Below are 15,872 nucleotides of genomic sequence, written 5' to 3' on the forward strand. Positions count from 1 at the left end.
ATAAGTGACGTGAATGTTTTTGGCGAGGTTTATAGGAATTACCTTATGAGTATCGACACACAGCAAAATTTCTTTAGCAAAAAGTGGATTTTTTTTACTTTCTGTGGGCTATGTGGTTATTTTTTCCACAATTAACCGCATAAATTGTGACGAACCTGGCAGGAATGGTGAAACGAGGAGGGTAAAAATCAGGGGGAACGTGCCCCCTGTTATCAGCACTTCTTATTAAGAATGGACTTTTTATCAGGCAAGTTTCGGAAAGGAGGCGACATTACTCTTCTTTTCGTCGGCCCTTCCCTGCTGGGGTAAGGCCTGTAAATCTTGCAGATAACTCTCACGCCAGTGAGCGATATCATTTTTACGCAGCACCGCCATCATATCGTTATAGCGAGAGATACGTTCAGTACGTGACATGGTCAGCGCCTGATTCAGTGCGGCTGCGACTTCATCACGGTCATAAGGATTCACAATCAGCGCTGAGGTCAGTTCGTTTGCCGCTCCGGCAAAGCGCGACAGCACCAGCACCCCCGGATCATCCGGATCCTGTGCGGCTACATACTCTTTTGCCACCAGATTCATGCCATCACGCAGCGGGGTTACCAGACCGATATCCGTCAGACGGAAGATTTTCATCAGCAGGCGACGATCAAAATGCTGGTTGAGATAGTAAAGAGGCGTCCAGCCCAGCGTACCGTATTTACCATTGATGCGCCCTGCTTCGGTCTCCAGCTGGTGGCGAATATCCTGGTAAGCCTGGACGTCACCGCGTGAAGTTGGCGCAATCTGCGAGTAACGGATCTTGCCGTGATGCTGCGGGTAGTTCTCCAGCAGCGCCTCATAGGCGAGGAAACGTTCCGGCAATCCTTTCGAATAGTCCAGGCGCTCGCAGGCAATAATATTTTGTGCGTCACCAAGATCTTTCTTCATCGCCACCATTTTTGGCGGCAGCGGGCCTTCAGCCATTTCTTTAATGCTGTCCGGCTCAATACCAATCGGATAGACCTCAGTGGTAAAGCGATTGCCGAAAGCCCGGTGCTGTTTGCCTTCACCCGATAAGGTGGTTTGCAGCGATACGCACTCCAGGAAGGCAACGCGATCGCTTTCCGTCTGGAAGCCCAGCAGATCGTACTCGCACATCATCTCCAGCAGGTCTGCATGCGGCGGTAGTGCGTTAAAGATCTCCGGCGTCGGGAACGGAATATGCAGGAAGAAGCCAATACGGTTATTTACGCCCAGTTTGCGCAGTTCGGCAGCAAAAGGCAGCAGATGATAATCGTGGATCCATAACACATCATCTTCTTTCAGCAGCGGCAGCAAGCGCTCTGCCAGCAGCTTGTTAACGTGACGATAGCCATCCCAGGCCTCACGCTGGAAATTCACCAGATCGAGGCGATAATGGAAGGCGGGCCAGAGCACTCCATTGGAGAATTGCAGATAGTAGAGGTCATAATCGTTCTGGTTCAGTCCGAAAGAGGCGTAGGTGATACCATCCTGCTCGAGCATATTAAGCTCTTCATCATCCTCACCAATTTCATTAATTTCACCATTCCAGCCGTACCAGACTCCACCTGTGGTTTTCAACGCATCGACAATGCCGACGGTAAGCCCCCCTGCACTGGCCTTACTGCCATCCGGGATAGCAATACGGTTAGATACAACAACTAAGCGACTCATAAGCCTTAACTCCTTACTGACGTTGATACGTCTTCATCTGTTTTTATTCGTGTCTGCGCCAGCCAGCGATAAACGGCGGTAACATCACTGAGACGTCCCTGCGCGTTGCTGGTGCCGGCACCGACTTTAATGGATATGCCATCCAGGGCATTGACCGCGATAAACCCTGCTTCATCGGTCAGATCGTCTCCGAGAAATACCGGGACACGCCCGGCAAAAGGAGGGTATTGCATAAAATCTTTAATCGCAGCGCCTTTGTTAACGCCCTGTGGCTTCAGCTCGACCACACATTTTCCCGGCTGCTGTACCAGCTCAGGGAAGCGTGCCACCAGCGACGCCGCCAGCTGCTCAATCGCCTGCTGATACTGCGGGGCCTGGCGATAGTGCAGAGCAAACGCCATACCTTTATTTTCCAGCGAAGTCCCCGGCAGCGCTGCTATTGCCGCATCCAGTTCACGGCTGATGGCGGTGACGGTAGCGGGCGCAAGCGCAATGCGGGTAATTTGTCCTTCGCTATTACGCCGTTCGGCACCGTGTACGCCGGCCATCGGCAATACCAGCGGCGACGCCAGCGCATCAAGTTGATCAATCGGGCGACCAGAAACCAGTGCCACGGCTCCTTCGCACTGCTGTGCCAGCCGCTTAAGATCATCCAGCACCTGCACAGGAATGGAGACCTCATCGGGGCGCGGCTTAATCGCTGCCAGGGTACCGTCCACATCGAAGAAAAAGGCGTATCGCGTTTCTGCATGCAGCGGGGGAACGAAATCTGTCTGAGTTGTCACACATTCCTCCTGAGTAATGGATTAGGAAGATGCTGCTGACAATGAGGGGGGACAGCGTGGTCTGACGAACGGCGCTAAATCAAACCTGTCGTCAGACGAAGTCGAGGGCGTAATGCCAGGGGGTAGCCCTCAGTGCAGACAACATCAGGCTAAAGTATAGCGGGGTTTCCAGATCCTGCCAGAAATCAGGCGCTAACTGGCTGCTGCCACAGTGAATTCACATCAATACCCGGCCAGCGGTTTGCTTCTTCCGGCCCGACAATATTGTCTTCACAGTGCAGACTGGCAAGATCGATAGTATGCGGCGTCAGCCGTTTCCCGCTGTTAAGCGAGAAGAAAACACAGATTTTTGGTTGCAGCAGCGAGGTTTCCCCCGGTTCGGTTACCACCCCTAAACGCCCGGAGGAGAGACGCACCAGCGAGCCAACGGGATAGATGCCAACCGCTTTGACAAACGCGTACAGCAGCTTGCGGTCAAAGTGCCCGTCCCAGTTCGCCATCTGGTTCATTGCACTGGCAGGATTCCAGCCTGCTTTGTAGGGACGATCGGAGGTGACCGCATCGTAAACGTCACAGATAGCCGCCATCCTTGCCAGCAGAGAGATTCCACTGGCACGCAGCCCGTCCGGATAGCCGGAGCCGTTAACCTTTTCGTGGTGATGTAATGCAACATCCTGGAGATCTTCATTGGCCCCGCTCAGTCGCAGGATCTCAGCACCCGCTACCGGGTGATGCTTCATAATTTCAAATTCTTCATCCGTCAGCTTGCCCGGTTTGTTCAGGATCGTCAGCGGTATCGCCGCCTTCCCTACGTCATGCAGCAGCCCTGCCATGCCCGCTCGCTTAGTCTGCTCTTCATCCAGCCCCAGCTGTGCCGCCAGCGACAGCATTAAAGCGCAGACTGCCACGGAATGAAGATAGGTGTAATCATCATGAGATTTCAGGCGTACCACGCTGAGTATTGCGGCCGGATGGCGATTAAGCGAACCGGCAATATCATTTACCAGCGGCACCGTACTCTCTGAATTAAAGGTTTTGCCCATCCGCGCATTGTTGAACATATGCATCACCGGGCCTTTGGCTGCCAGACAGATTTTCTGCGCCTGAGCCATCTCACTCTGCATCGTTACCACACCATCTTGCGCTACAGCCTGCGGCGAAATATAGACGTCAGCAGCTTCAGTAACGGCCTGTAGAAGCGGCAGTTCCGGGCATATTTTTACATCAGGAGCACGACCACGGGAGAGATCGATCCACACTTCACGGACGCCACTTTCCTGGATAGCTTTAATATGGACGACATTACACAGCAGCATTTCATTGTGAACCAGCGGATGCTTTAGCCAGAACACATCCAGCTTGTGCAGATACATCCCCGTTTGCAGTTCAGTCACCGCAATACTTATGATCATCCGGCCTCCCCCACAACAATGTGCTTTCCATTCCCTCATTACTATCGGCACCTGAACAAAAAACCTGCGGGTCTTTTCACGAAACCGCCAGCGCATGACGCGTTATTTTCGTCAAATGTGTTCCTGCTCACGCTGCACCCAGGCCGGGCCGGGCCGGGCCGGGCAAGATTAAAAAGAGAAATTACCGCCACACGGGGCTTTTATTGACAGGACTTTAACTAACTGGAGGAAAATACACAGGGAGATTCAGATCCGTCTGGAATATCAAGCCTGTCCGCGATCCCGCCCGCACATTCTGTCGCAATGCGCTACATTGCGTTAAACAACCGGCCATCAGTACCACTGAAGCGCCAGCATCCAGACTAAGGGGCGATAATGTTCAATATGATGATCAAAAGAAAGGGCGAGCGCAGGCATACGGAAGATCGCTATCTGGCACTGGTACTGGCCACCAGCGCCGGGCTGCTGAATGCGATGGCGCTCGGGGCGTTTGGTGTTTTCCCGTCACATATGTCCGGTAATGCTTCTCAGCTCTCCACCGAAGTTTCACGGGTGGATATTAAAGACCTGGTGTTTTTACTGTCAATCCTGGCGGCGTTTGTTATCGGCTGCGTGACCGCCCGTCTGATGGTAATTGCCGGTATCAGAAATAATATTCGTACTATCTTCAGCCTGATCCTTCTCACTGAAGGTGTGCTGCTGATAATGATGTCGGCGTTTGAACTGCTGTTCTACTCGACCGCTAATAACCGTGAGGTGATTGTGTTCCTTGGCTTTTTAATGGGGATCCATAACGCCACCTCGACGCAGCTCTCGAATGGTCGCGTACGCTCAACCCATATTACCGGCACGCTGACCGATGCAGGTATTGCGCTTGGCTCTCTGATGGCCACCCTCAGCCGTCACGATCCGTCTAAGCAGGTAAACGTGCAGCGTAAACAGTTTATTACCCATCTGATTACCATCCTCTCGTTTCTCAGCGGCGGTATTGCCGGGCTGTTGCTGTTTGAGGCGTTTGGCTTCAGTTCGATGATTGCCGTAGGCGGTTTTCTGGTGGTGGTTGCTCTCAGCTCAATAGCTGTCACCGTGCAGATGACCAAACGCTAACGCCCTGCCCGCCAATCTCGCGTAATAACCGCGTTTATCCTCCCCTGACGCCGCCCTTTTCAGAGCTGCGTCATAAAATAACAATTTGATCTGACCCGATGTAACATTTTCGTTGCGGAAAAAAACAGAGTGCTCAACTATAGGTAGAACGTTCTACTAAAACGTTCTACTCAACTCAGACACACCCATAATTATTTAAAACTATGTCCCAGCAGGAGACACTATGCGTTTTTTTTCCGGGTTCTTAAAATCGCTTTCAAAGCTGTCGATGATCGGCCGTGCGCTGATGTTACCCATTTCCCTGCTACCCGCGGCGGGTCTGCTGCTGGCCTTCGGGGATAAATTCCACCTGCCGCTGATGATGAATGCCGGTGGAGTGATCTTCGATAACCTGCCGTTGCTGTTTGCGGTAGGCTCCGCCGTAGGTCTCGCCTCAGAATCGGGGATTGCTGCGCTGGCCGCGACGGTTTCCGTACTGATTACCAATATGACCATTGGTACCGTAATGCATATCACGCCTGAAATGGCAGCCAGCGGCGGCAAGTATGCGATGGTGATTGGTATTCCGACATTGCAGATGGGGGTGTTTGGCGGCCTGATCTGCGGGGTGCTGGCGGCCTGGTGTTTCAATCGTTTTCATACTTTGCAGCTGCCTGAGTTTCTTGGTTTCTTCTCCGGCAAGCGTTTTGTTGCCATCGCCACCGCCTTTCTCTCTTTCCTGCTCGGGCTGGCGCTGCCATACGTCTGGCAGCATATTCAGGCGGGCATTGATGCGCTGTCTGTGGTGGTGAACGGCGATAATCAGGCGCTATCGACCTTTATTTTTGGTCTGGTAGAGCGTGCGCTGATCCCGCTGGGTCTGCATCATATCTGGTACCCATCCTTCTGGTACTCCTTCGGTGACTACACCACCCAGGCAGGCCAGGTAATTCACGGTGACCAGACCATCTGGTTCAAAATGCTGGAAGAAGGCACTAAATCCTTTAGCAGCGACAGCTACCAGAATGCCGGTAAGTTTATGCAGGGCGAATTCCCGCTGATGCTGTTTGCACTGCCTGCTGCCTGTCTGGCGATGTACCATGAAGCCAATACCAAAAACAAAAAAATCGCCTTCGGTATTCTGTTCTCAGCGGCGCTCACCTGCTTCCTGACCGGGATCACCGAGCCGGTGGAGTTCACCTTTATCTTTGTTGCCCCGCTGCTCTATGTGTTTAACGCTATTATGGCGGGCCTCTCCTATATGTGTATGTACCTGCTGCACGCGCATATTGCCAAATCATTCTCCGCCGGGATGATTGACTATATCTCCTTTGGTATTCTGCCTTCCTTTAACGGCTTCCAGACCAACTACATCAGCGCGGTGATTGTTGGGGTGCCGATGGCGGCCATCTACTATGTGGTGTTCCGCTTTGTTATCCGCCGCTTTGATGTGAAAACCCCAGGCCGTGCCGACATTACCGCCAACGCCGGGGATAAAAGCGATGTCGAGCTGGCGACGGAAATTGTCGGGCTGCTGGGCGGCAGTAAAAACATCGGCAGCGTCGGTGCCTGTATTACCCGACTGCGCCTCGAAGTGGAAAACAGCGAGCTGATCGATAAAGACGGGCTGTATCACCTTGGTGCCCGCGGGGTGGTATTTGTCGGAGATAACGGTATTCAGGTGATCTTCGGCGCTCGTGCGCAGTTTATTGCCAGGGAAATGAGCCTGCTTACCGGGCGGTAACTGGCACAAATCGTCGTCTCCTGTATGCTACGGGAGACGCGTTTTTTACAAGGAATACAATGAAGAAGGTCAGCATCATTGATGTGGCGAAACTGGCGGGCGTTTCAGTCTCTACGGTGTCGCTGGTTCTGCGTCAAAAAGGGAAGATCTCGGCGCAAACCATAGAAAAGGTCAAAGAGGCCATTACGGAACTGGGCTACGTGCATAACGTTGCCGCTGCCAATCTGCGCGCGAATACCTCTAACCTGATTGGCCTGATTGTGCGCGACTTCAGCGATACTTTTAATCTGAAGGTGATCACCAGCATCGTGCAGACGCTGGAGCAGCAGGGTTATATGGTGTTTCTTGCTCATCCACAGGATGATGAGGAGCGTCTGGTGCAGTGCCTGCTTTCATTCAGCCGCCAGGGCGTGGCGGGAGTGATCTACCTCACGGCTAATGCCACCAGGCTGACGCTGCCTGAACCTGTCCGCCTCAGTTCGCTGCCGCTGGTTACCGTTTCTCAGGCGATGATCGAGGGCCAGTACGATCTGGTGATGCGCGATAATCGCCAGGCTGCCGCTCAGGCAACCCGCTATCTGATCGAGCGCGGGCATCGCAATATTGCCTATGTCGGTGGCGAGGCCAGCTGTCAGATCCGCGCACAGCGGCTGGCTGGTTACCGTATGGCGCTTCAGCATTACGGCTTACCTTATAAAGAGGAGTTTACGCCCCCCTGCCAGGAAGAGACCAATGCCGCACGGCTGGCCACCCGCCGCCTGCTGGAGAGTAACAATAAGATCACCGCCCTGCTCTGCCACTCCTCCCATGCCATTATTGGCTGCCTGAACGGTATCCATCAGGTGGGGCGCACCGTCGGTAAAGACGTGTTTCTTACCCAGCAGGTATCGCTGCTTGGCTTTGAAGATATGTTGCAGATTAACCTCAGCTCCCCCTCTTTCACCTATGTTTCTTCCGCCAGCGATGAGACCGGCAGACAGGCAGCGGCGCTAATTCTGCGCAAAATTCAGCAAAGTGATTTGCCTCCTCAGCGCATTGTGGTCTCGGGTGAGCTGGTTCTCAGAGAGTCCGCCTGATCCCCTGTTACAGCTGCCCGGTGTTGACCCGTTTGCCGATATCTTTCAGCTGCGAATATTTCTCCAGCAGCTGCGGACCATCATCAAGGCTCATGGCAAACATCCACATATAGGTCATTACCGAGTAGATATGACCGGCATCGCTGCCGCCGCTGTTGGCCATACTGACAATGGTAAAAGCAAACAGCAGCGCCACCATTGCGCCAATCGAGAGATAGCCCAGCGCTTCACGATCTGACAGACGAATACGCAGCCCCGCCAGCACCCGATAGTGCCGAACCAGCGACGAAGTATTGGCATGACTGACAAAGCGCACTTCGCGCTCCAGCCGGTTATTTAACCTGCCAAACAGCAGCTCATTTTTATGCGTGTAGCGACGCAGGAACAGAGAGAAAAACAGCAGTATTCCCAGACAGGCGATCCCGGTCCAGAACTCAATCAGCAACAGCATCACCGCTGCCCCGCTGATAGATGCCAGGGTGGTGATCAGCACCGGCAGATGCTTTTCAAAGAAATCAACAAACTCGCGTGACAGCGCCACGCGTGCCGCAATGGTAGAGTGTGAGTGTTTATCTTCACGCTGCTGGAGTATCACCGGCACCGCCAGCTCCGCATAAATACGCGCAAAGGTTCGCGTATCCACGCTGCGCCGCGCCGCGCCGATCGCCCACATCACCAGCACCATTAGCGCATACAGCAGCGCATGCGCAGGCTTTGCATTCAGCGTGGCGTTAATTGCAAACCCCGCCAGCAGTGGATAAAGCAGATAGGTGATATTTTCCGCCACCACCAGCAAAAGAGTAATGATCAGTTTTTTGCTATGGCGACGGCCCAGCCGTTTCAGGGTGATGGCGGCACTGCCGGAAGCCGCGACGGGTTCCGGTATTTTACAGGTTTGCATGATACTCTTTCTGGTAAGATTATGTTTGAGCGGTTGCTCAAAACCGCCGAAAGTCTATTTGAGCACCTGCTCAAAGTCAATACAGGAACAGGAATGAAAGAGACCCGGGAAGTACTGAGAGCTAAAATCCTTGAGGGCGCTATTGCGCTGTTTATGGAGAAAGGCATTGAGAAAGTGACTACACGTGAACTGACCGAGCACCTTGGTATTTCGCGCAGCCATATCTATCACTACTTTCGTGACTGGGAAACATTGACTAAAGAGGCCATGGGGCACTATTTACTCCAGGATCGCACCGCATTTTCAGCCACCATTACCGGACTGAACTCGGCACAACGTCTTACTGCCTTTGTGGCTAACTACCTGCCCGCCACGCCCGATGCCTCCTGGCAGATTTACAGCTCACTCTGGCAGCTTGCCATCCATGACACCGAGTGGGCAAATATGGCCGAAGGAATGATGGATCAATGGCAGACCATGCTGGCAGATATCATCAGAGAGGGCGTCGATGCCGGAGAATTCACCAGCCCGGATCCCGATTTGGTAGCAAGACAGCTCGGAGCCATGCTTAACGGCTATGCAGACCAGCTGATCCTCTCCCCGACTGCTGCCACCCATCAGGCTGCGACCCGTGATATCGGTGCGTTTATCTGTATGGCACTAAGAGTATCCTGACCTGCGTTGCGGGCTATTCCACCTGGCGGGATAAATTACCACCCGCCACGAATGGAATATAAATTCCGTCCGGTGCAATAAAAATCGAAATTTTGAAAATTTCAGTCCACCACAAGGCGGCTGATCTTCCTTTTCTCCCTGTATTAAACAGGGTTTTACCTCTGTACGCCGATCGCCCCATGTGCATGAACCACCACCCCGCCACTCTCAGAAAGTTGATTCAATTAGCTATTTCGAACTGCATCATTTAACCATAACTTCTGGTGAAGAATACCGCCTGTTTCACAGCCTGCCCGCGACCGGTTGCAAAATTAAGTGAAATTTTTTTAACCCGCTCACAAATTACGAAATATTCAATTCAATATGAACCGAATAGAACATACATTCCATCCAGCTAAATGATAAAACGAGATGGGAATCGCAGTTCCATCGTGACAGGCTGCTCTGCGGCCGGCTATTAGAAGGGTTTAAACATGGACACCAGGCATACGCGTTATAATATGAAGTACGTAATGCTTTGTTGCACGGTAGCGGCCTTTGGCGGGCTGCTGTTGGGGTACGACTCCTCAGTGATCTCAGGAGCTATCGAACCTCTGAGTAAGTATTTCCAGCTCTCCCCCAGTGAAACGGGCTGGGCAGTCTCAAACATCCTGCTGGGCAGCCTGATAGGTTGTTTTATCGCGCCAAAAATGAGCGATAAACTCGGGCGAAAAAATTCGCTGGCGATTACCGCTTTTATCTTTACCCTGTCGGTATTGGGTACCGTAATCGCACATAATTTCACCACCTTTGTGATTATGCGCATGCTGGGCGGGCTGGCTATTGGCCTGGCGTCGGTGATCTCGCCAATCTACCTGGCAGAGCTGTCTCCTTCGAAATTTCGCGGCCGTACTTCAGCGCTCTACTCCGTCTGCTGCGTTGGCGGCCAGTCAGTGGTGTTGTTAACCAACTTCTTTATCAATAAATCTATGACGCCGGAAGCCATGACCGATACCGGCTGGCGCTATATTCTGGCTACAGCTCTGGTTCCCTGCGCGCTGTTCCTGTTCTGCATCCTGTTTATTCCTGAATCACCGCGCTGGAACGTGCTGAAAGGGCGTGATAAAGCGGCGCTGGATACCCTGACTAAAATTTCCAATAAACAGCATGCCGAATCAGTATTTAACGAGATCAAACATTCATTCAGCCAGCAGGCAGCCACGCAGCACAAAACTAAATTCCGCCTGAATAAAACCACGGTGCCTTTACTGGTGATCGGTATTGGTCTGGCTATCGGTAATCAGATTAGCGGCATCAACGTGATTCAGTATTTTGGCCCTTCCCTGCTGAAGAATGTCTCCTCCAGTACTGACACTGCATTGCTGGTCACCTTCTGGCTCTCTATCTGCCAGCTGGTGGGTGTGCTTATCGGCATGTCATTAATTGACCGGGTAGGACGCCGTAAACTGCTGCTGATGGGCGCCATATCATCCTGCGTATTCCTGACCTATTCATTTGTCGCCTTCTATTATCAGCTGCCCGGCCTGCTGGCCGTAGTCGGGCTGTTCGCCTATATGGTGTTCTTCGGCATCTCATGGGGTCAGATTGTCTGGACGGTGCTGGGGGAAATCTTCCCGACTGAAATTCGTTCAGTCTGCGTCGGGATTTCAATCTGTATGATGTCGATGGCGAACTTTGTTATCAGTACCACCTTCCCGATCCTGAACAGCAATGCCTTCCTGCTGGAGATTTTCCACGGTGGTTTCCCGCTGCTGCTGTTCGCTATCTTCTCGCTGGGAATGTACTTCTTTACCTTCCGCTATCTGCCAGAAACCGCAGGGGTCTCGCTGGAGAAAATCCATGCGCTGGTGCTGAAAAAATTCCATGTTGAAGTGGATGAGTCAGAACTGCTGGGGGCAAAGGCAGGCGCAAAAAATGCGGAGTCGTTCAATGTGCCGATGGGCCACTGATTAACAGAATCTTGAGCGAGGAATAAATCCGGGGTCAGGTTTGCCTGACCCCGTTAGCATCAGGAAAGAATTTTCTTCTCTGCCAGATCCAGCGCAAAGTAGCTGAAGATGATATCGGCACCGGCGCGCTTAATCGCTCCAAGACTTTCCAGCGTGACGTCCAGCTCGTTAATCGCCCCCGCCTGCGCACCAAATTTAATCATCGCGTACTCACCGCTCACCTGATATGCCGCTAATGGCAATTGCGTGCGTTCGCGCACCTCGCGCAGGATATCCAGATAGGCACCCGCCGGTTTTACCATCAGCGCATCGGCACCTTCGCTTTCATCAAGCAGCGACTCGCGAATCGCTTCACGGCGGTTCATCGGGTTCATCTGATAGGTTTTACGGTCGCCTTTAAGCGATGTCCCCGCCGCTTCACGGAACGGGCCGTAGAAAGATGAGGCAAACTTCGTGGAGTACGACATGATGGCCGTGTCGGTAAAGCCCGCGGCATCAAGCGCATGGCGAATTGCCGCCACCTGACCGTCCATTGCCGCCGAGGGAGCAATAAAGTCCGCCCCTGCTGCTGCTGCCACAACCGCCTGCCTGCCAAGGTTGATCAGCGTGGCATCGTTATCCACGCCGCGATCGTGCAGCACGCCGCAGTGACCGTGACTGGTGTATTCACAGAAGCAGGTATCGGACATAACGATCATTTCCGGCACGGTCTGCTTGCAGATACGCGACATACGCGCCACCAGGCCGTTTTCATTCCAGGTATCGCTGCCGTCGGCATCCGTATTATGGGAAATACCAAAGGTCATAATCGACCGCACGCCAGCTTTAGCGATACGCTCAATTTCATACGCAAGGCGTTTCTCAGGAATACGCATCACGCCCGGCATGGCGGCGATAGGTTTATAGTCATCAAGGCCTTCCTCAACGAAGATCGGCAGAGCCAGATCGTTCAGGCTGAGGGTATTTTCCTGAAACAGGGTGCGAAGAGAAGCAGACTGACGTAAGCGTCTTGGGCGCTGGGCTGGAGAATAGCTGGACAAAACAACCTCGGTTTAGCGGGTCATGCACCGGCAATATGCACCGATGATGATAAACATGAATAGTGGGCTAACAGTATACCTCCGGGCGCACGAAGACAATGTTTGCACGCCTTTCGCCCCCCTCTCGGGCACAGAATGCTTTATTTTTCTCAGCATCTGGTGCCGCTTTTCCCTTGTAAGTTAACGCAGTTTAGCGCTCTATAATGAATAGTTTTTATTCTGCTTTCTCCAAATTGATCAAAGGAAAAACGATGTCTGAACACGCCAACCTCACATTTGTCACCCTGCTCGGCAGCCTGCGCAAAGCCTCGCTGAATGCCGTTGTGGCAAACAGCCTTCCTGCGCTGGCTCCGGCCGGAATTGAAATCCGCGCGCTCGGCTCAATTGCTGATTTCCCGCACTATGATGCAGACATTCAGGCTGAAGGCTTCCCGCCTGAAGTGGTCGCAATGGGTCAAGCTATTGCTGCCGCCGACGGCGTGGTGATTGTTACGCCGGAATATAACTACTCGGTGCCCGGTGCACTGAAAAACGCTATCGACTGGCTGTCGCGCCTGCCAGAAAATCCGTTTGCCAATAAACCGGTGGCAATTCAGACAGCATCACCCGGAGCCATTGGCGGAGCACGCGCCCAGTATCATCTGCGCCAGAGCATGGTATTTCTCAATGCTCAGGTGCTGAATAAACCGGAAATTATGATCGGCCAGGCCACCAGCCGTATCGACGCCGAAAACGGTACCATCACCGATGAAAGCACCCGGCAGCATCTGACTGCACAGCTGGAAGCGCTGGCTCAGGCCGCACGCCGCTAACATCTCGCGAGAAATTATCTATCCTGTATAGAGCACGTTGAAACAATGAGTTAACACAACAGGATTGATAATGGGATTTCTTGGATGGACGGCCGCCACTGGTGGCCTGTTATTACTGATGTCGCTGGCCTCGGGCTGGATAAGCCGTGGGCCGGTAACCTCTTTTTCGCTCTACCTGATCGCCGGTATTCTCTGCGGCCCCTGGGTGCTCGATCTGCTACGCATTGATATTGCCGCTCACGCTCACCTTGCCAAAAATCTGACTGAAATTGCCATGGCGGCTTCGCTGTTTATCACCGGGCTGAAACTGCGCCTGCCCCTTAAAAGCCCCGGCTGGCGGATGGGGCTGCGGCTGGCCTTTCCCGGCATGCTGCTGACCGTCGCAGGTGTGACGCTGGCAGCACACTGGCTGGGCGGATTCTCCTGGCCGCTGGCTCTGGCTTTTGGTGCCATTGTCGCCCCTACCGATCCGGTGCTGGCCAGCCTGATTTCGGTTAACGATGCACGCGATGATGACAACCTGCGCGTTTCCCTCTCCAGTGAAGCAGGGTTAAATGACGGTACCGCACTGCCCCTGCTGATGCTGGCGGTGGCACTCATCACCGGGAGCGGCGAGATGTCCTGGGAATTTTTCAGCCACTGGGCGCTGAAAGACGTCATCTGGGCGGTGGCAGGAGGCAGCGCTATTGGTTTTGTTTTGGGACGGCTTATAGGTCAGTACGCTTCTTATCTGCGTCATACCCATCAGGATGTGGCACCAAATGATTTTCTCGCGCTGGCGTTAATCGCCCTCAGCTATGCTATCGCTCAGTCGCTGGATGCTTCCGGTTTTCTGTCGGCATTTGCGGCCGGGGTGGGTCTGCGCCGCGCCGAGATGCGCGTGGTGCGCCACTTCCCTAGTAAAGAGTTCCTGGAGAGTGACTACCATCCGCCTGCGGAGCAGCTGGTAAACCCTAATGCCCGTCACCGGGCTGAACAGACTAACCCGGCGGGATCGGCCGGGCTGGTGGTCAGCGATGCCCTCTCCTTTGGCGACACCATTGAGCGTATGTTTGCGGCGGCGATTATTATCGTGCTGGGCGTGACGCTGGCACAGCACTGGAATCCAACCGGCCTGCTGCTCGCCGCCCTGCTGTTTTTCGCCATCCGTCCGCTGTCGGTCTGGATCGCTACCCTGGGTGTTGATACGCCAGGATTACAGCGAGCCACTATCGGCTGGCTGGGGATTCGCGGCATCGGCAGTATTAACTATATTGCCTGGGCCTATACTCACGGCCTGGATGGCCCTGAGGCCGCGCGCATGGCCGATATGGCGTTTACGCTTATCGTTGCCAGCGTGGTGGTACACGGCATCTCCGTCACCCCGCTGCTGAACTGGCGTCAGGCACGCATCCGCCGGGAGTAGTGCCGCTCCGCTACGCCTGTTCATTGCCCGGCTGCTTAAAAACCGCTGGCCGGGCAAGATAGGTTTTTAAAATATCGTGCTTAACCATAATGCGCAGTATCCCGGCAAACACCAGAAACTCAGACAGCACCAGCGAACCGGCAGCGCCGATGGCACCAAATTTCCACGCCATCAGGCAGCAGATGGGAATATTTATCAGCCCGACAATAAACATTACGTGCATCCGCTGCTTTGCCAGCCCGTGCGGGATAAGAATTTGCAGCCCGGCCGGGTAGCTGATATTGCCAAAGATAAAACCGCACACCGCCACGCGCAGCACATTGGCGGATTCATGAAACGCCGCGCCCAGCAGGATACGCACCACAAAATCCGCAAAGAAAAAGGTAAATATCACGATAAACAGGCTGATCAGAAATGACAGGCTGATGCTTTTTTGCGTCGCCGCGATGGCGGCAGCACGGTCTTTATGGAACAGGTGGCTGACGCGTGGGAAGAAAGCATTGCCAATCTGTTCCGGCACCGAGTTTGCCGCTTTTTTCAACCGATCGGCACCGTTATACAGGCCAACCATATAGGTACTGGTCATACTGGCAAGGATCAGCACATTGATGTTGTTAAACATGTTGGCACCAAAGATAGCCAGAAACACATGCAGGCTGTCTTTGATGCGCTGCATAATCTCGCGCGGTTCAAAACGATAGAAGCCAATCACCCGCATTTGCACCACCAGACTCATGGTGATAATGGCGGTAATAAAGGCCACTACGCCGGGGATCAGTGCCGCCAGCCAGGTATCTTGCGGCGTTTTTACCAGCAGAAACGTGAGTGGAATGGAACAGAACTGCCCGATGGTGGAGATAATCGAGGTTTTGCCCAGCTTCTCAAACCCCTGCATCAGCCAGCCGAATGAGAGCAGCTGGCCAAAAAGCACCGTAGAGTTGGCCAGCACAATATAAAAAAGCGCGTGCCATGCCGGGTTAAACCATGTCACCAGCAGCAGAACAGCCAGCGTGGAGCAGCCGAGAATCAGTTTGGCATTAAACGTAGACCAAAATAACTGCGTCACCCGCAGCTTATCGTCCCGGTGCTGGGCAATGTCTTTGGTGGTGTAAACATTGAATCCCCAGTCGGAAATAGTGCTGCAATACATCACGCAGGCCAGCCCCAGAGCCAGTAACCCCATATGCTCAACGCCGAGAATACGTGCCAGATACGGCAGGGTTACCAGCGGAAAGATAAACGACGTCCCACGGTACGCCAGCAGTGAAAGCACATTAATTAACAGCGTTTTATCGATTACTTTAGCCATCAGC

At 53.4% G+C, this 15,872-nt stretch carries 13 protein-coding genes; 7 read left to right on the forward strand and 6 right to left on the reverse strand.

What is annotated here, in order from left to right; all coding sequences use genetic code 11:
- Positions 1-243: 243 nt before the first annotated feature.
- The 3 genes from otsA to GN242_RS11635 all read right to left on the reverse strand — a co-directional run bounded on the left by otsA (position 244) and on the right by GN242_RS11635 (position 3,871).
- Positions 244-1,674, reverse strand: a complete 1,431-nt coding sequence (gene otsA, locus GN242_RS11625) for an alpha,alpha-trehalose-phosphate synthase (RefSeq protein WP_156287520.1) — start codon at positions 1,672-1,674, stop codon at positions 244-246.
- A 5-nt stretch (positions 1,675-1,679) separates the two neighbouring features.
- Positions 1,680-2,459, reverse strand: coding sequence for a trehalose-phosphatase (gene otsB, locus GN242_RS11630; protein WP_156287521.1), 780 nt, complete (start codon positions 2,457-2,459; stop codon positions 1,680-1,682).
- A gap of 185 nt (positions 2,460-2,644) precedes the next feature.
- Positions 2,645-3,871, reverse strand: a complete 1,227-nt coding sequence (locus tag GN242_RS11635) for a cyclic di-GMP phosphodiesterase (protein ID WP_154750942.1) — start codon at positions 3,869-3,871, stop codon at positions 2,645-2,647.
- A 375-nt stretch (positions 3,872-4,246) separates the two neighbouring features.
- Between GN242_RS11635 and GN242_RS11640 the strand changes: the two genes are divergently transcribed.
- The 3 genes from GN242_RS11640 to malI all read left to right on the forward strand — a co-directional run bounded on the left by GN242_RS11640 (position 4,247) and on the right by malI (position 7,777).
- Positions 4,247-4,978, forward strand: coding sequence for a YoaK family protein (locus GN242_RS11640; protein WP_154750941.1), 732 nt, complete (start codon positions 4,247-4,249; stop codon positions 4,976-4,978).
- A 223-nt stretch (positions 4,979-5,201) separates the two neighbouring features.
- Positions 5,202-6,701, forward strand: a complete 1,500-nt coding sequence (locus tag GN242_RS11645; protein WP_154750940.1) for a PTS transporter subunit EIIC — start codon at positions 5,202-5,204, stop codon at positions 6,699-6,701.
- 59 nt (positions 6,702-6,760) lie between these two features.
- The gene (gene malI / locus GN242_RS11650; RefSeq protein WP_156287522.1) at positions 6,761-7,777 is read left to right on the forward strand and encodes a Mal regulon transcriptional regulator MalI; all 1,017 of its coding nucleotides are present in this window, start codon (positions 6,761-6,763) and stop codon (positions 7,775-7,777) included.
- A 7-nt stretch (positions 7,778-7,784) separates the two neighbouring features.
- On the opposite strand, the gene GN242_RS11655 is transcribed toward malI, so the two are convergent.
- The gene (locus tag GN242_RS11655; RefSeq protein WP_154750938.1) at positions 7,785-8,678 is read right to left on the reverse strand and encodes an ABC transporter six-transmembrane domain-containing protein; all 894 of its coding nucleotides are present in this window, start codon (positions 8,676-8,678) and stop codon (positions 7,785-7,787) included.
- A gap of 93 nt (positions 8,679-8,771) precedes the next feature.
- On the opposite strand from GN242_RS11655, the gene GN242_RS11660 reads away from it, so the two are divergent.
- Together GN242_RS11660 and GN242_RS11665 are read left to right on the forward strand one after the other, a co-directional pair.
- On the forward strand, positions 8,772-9,353 hold the full coding sequence (locus GN242_RS11660; RefSeq protein WP_154750937.1) for a TetR/AcrR family transcriptional regulator: 582 nt from the start codon (positions 8,772-8,774) through the stop codon (positions 9,351-9,353).
- Between the two features lie 473 nt (positions 9,354-9,826).
- Positions 9,827-11,302 carry a sugar porter family MFS transporter gene (locus tag GN242_RS11665; RefSeq protein ID WP_154750936.1) on the forward strand — a complete coding sequence of 492 codons (1,476 nt, stop codon included), beginning with the start codon at positions 9,827-9,829 and terminating at the stop codon, positions 11,300-11,302.
- Between the two features lie 59 nt (positions 11,303-11,361).
- Here GN242_RS11665 and hemB read toward each other — a convergent pair whose 3' ends face one another.
- A complete protein-coding gene (gene hemB / locus GN242_RS11670) occupies positions 11,362-12,342 on the reverse strand; it encodes a porphobilinogen synthase (protein WP_154750935.1) in 981 nt (326 codons plus the stop codon).
- A gap of 251 nt (positions 12,343-12,593) precedes the next feature.
- On the opposite strand from hemB, the gene GN242_RS11675 reads away from it, so the two are divergent.
- On the forward strand, positions 12,594-13,154 hold the full coding sequence (locus GN242_RS11675; RefSeq protein ID WP_154750934.1) for an NADPH-dependent FMN reductase: 561 nt from the start codon (positions 12,594-12,596) through the stop codon (positions 13,152-13,154).
- A 70-nt stretch (positions 13,155-13,224) separates the two neighbouring features.
- Positions 13,225-14,559, forward strand: a complete 1,335-nt coding sequence (locus tag GN242_RS11680; protein WP_156287523.1) for a cation:proton antiporter — start codon at positions 13,225-13,227, stop codon at positions 14,557-14,559.
- 10 nt (positions 14,560-14,569) lie between these two features.
- Here the strand turns inward: GN242_RS11680 and GN242_RS11685 are convergent, their stop codons facing one another.
- Positions 14,570-15,868, reverse strand: a complete 1,299-nt coding sequence (locus GN242_RS11685) for a flippase (protein ID WP_156287524.1) — start codon at positions 15,866-15,868, stop codon at positions 14,570-14,572.
- Between the last annotated feature and the right edge of the window lie 4 nt (positions 15,869-15,872).

Source organism: Erwinia sorbitola, from assembly GCF_009738185.1.
In the GTDB taxonomy this organism is placed as follows: Bacteria; Pseudomonadota; Gammaproteobacteria; order Enterobacterales; family Enterobacteriaceae; genus Erwinia; species Erwinia sorbitola.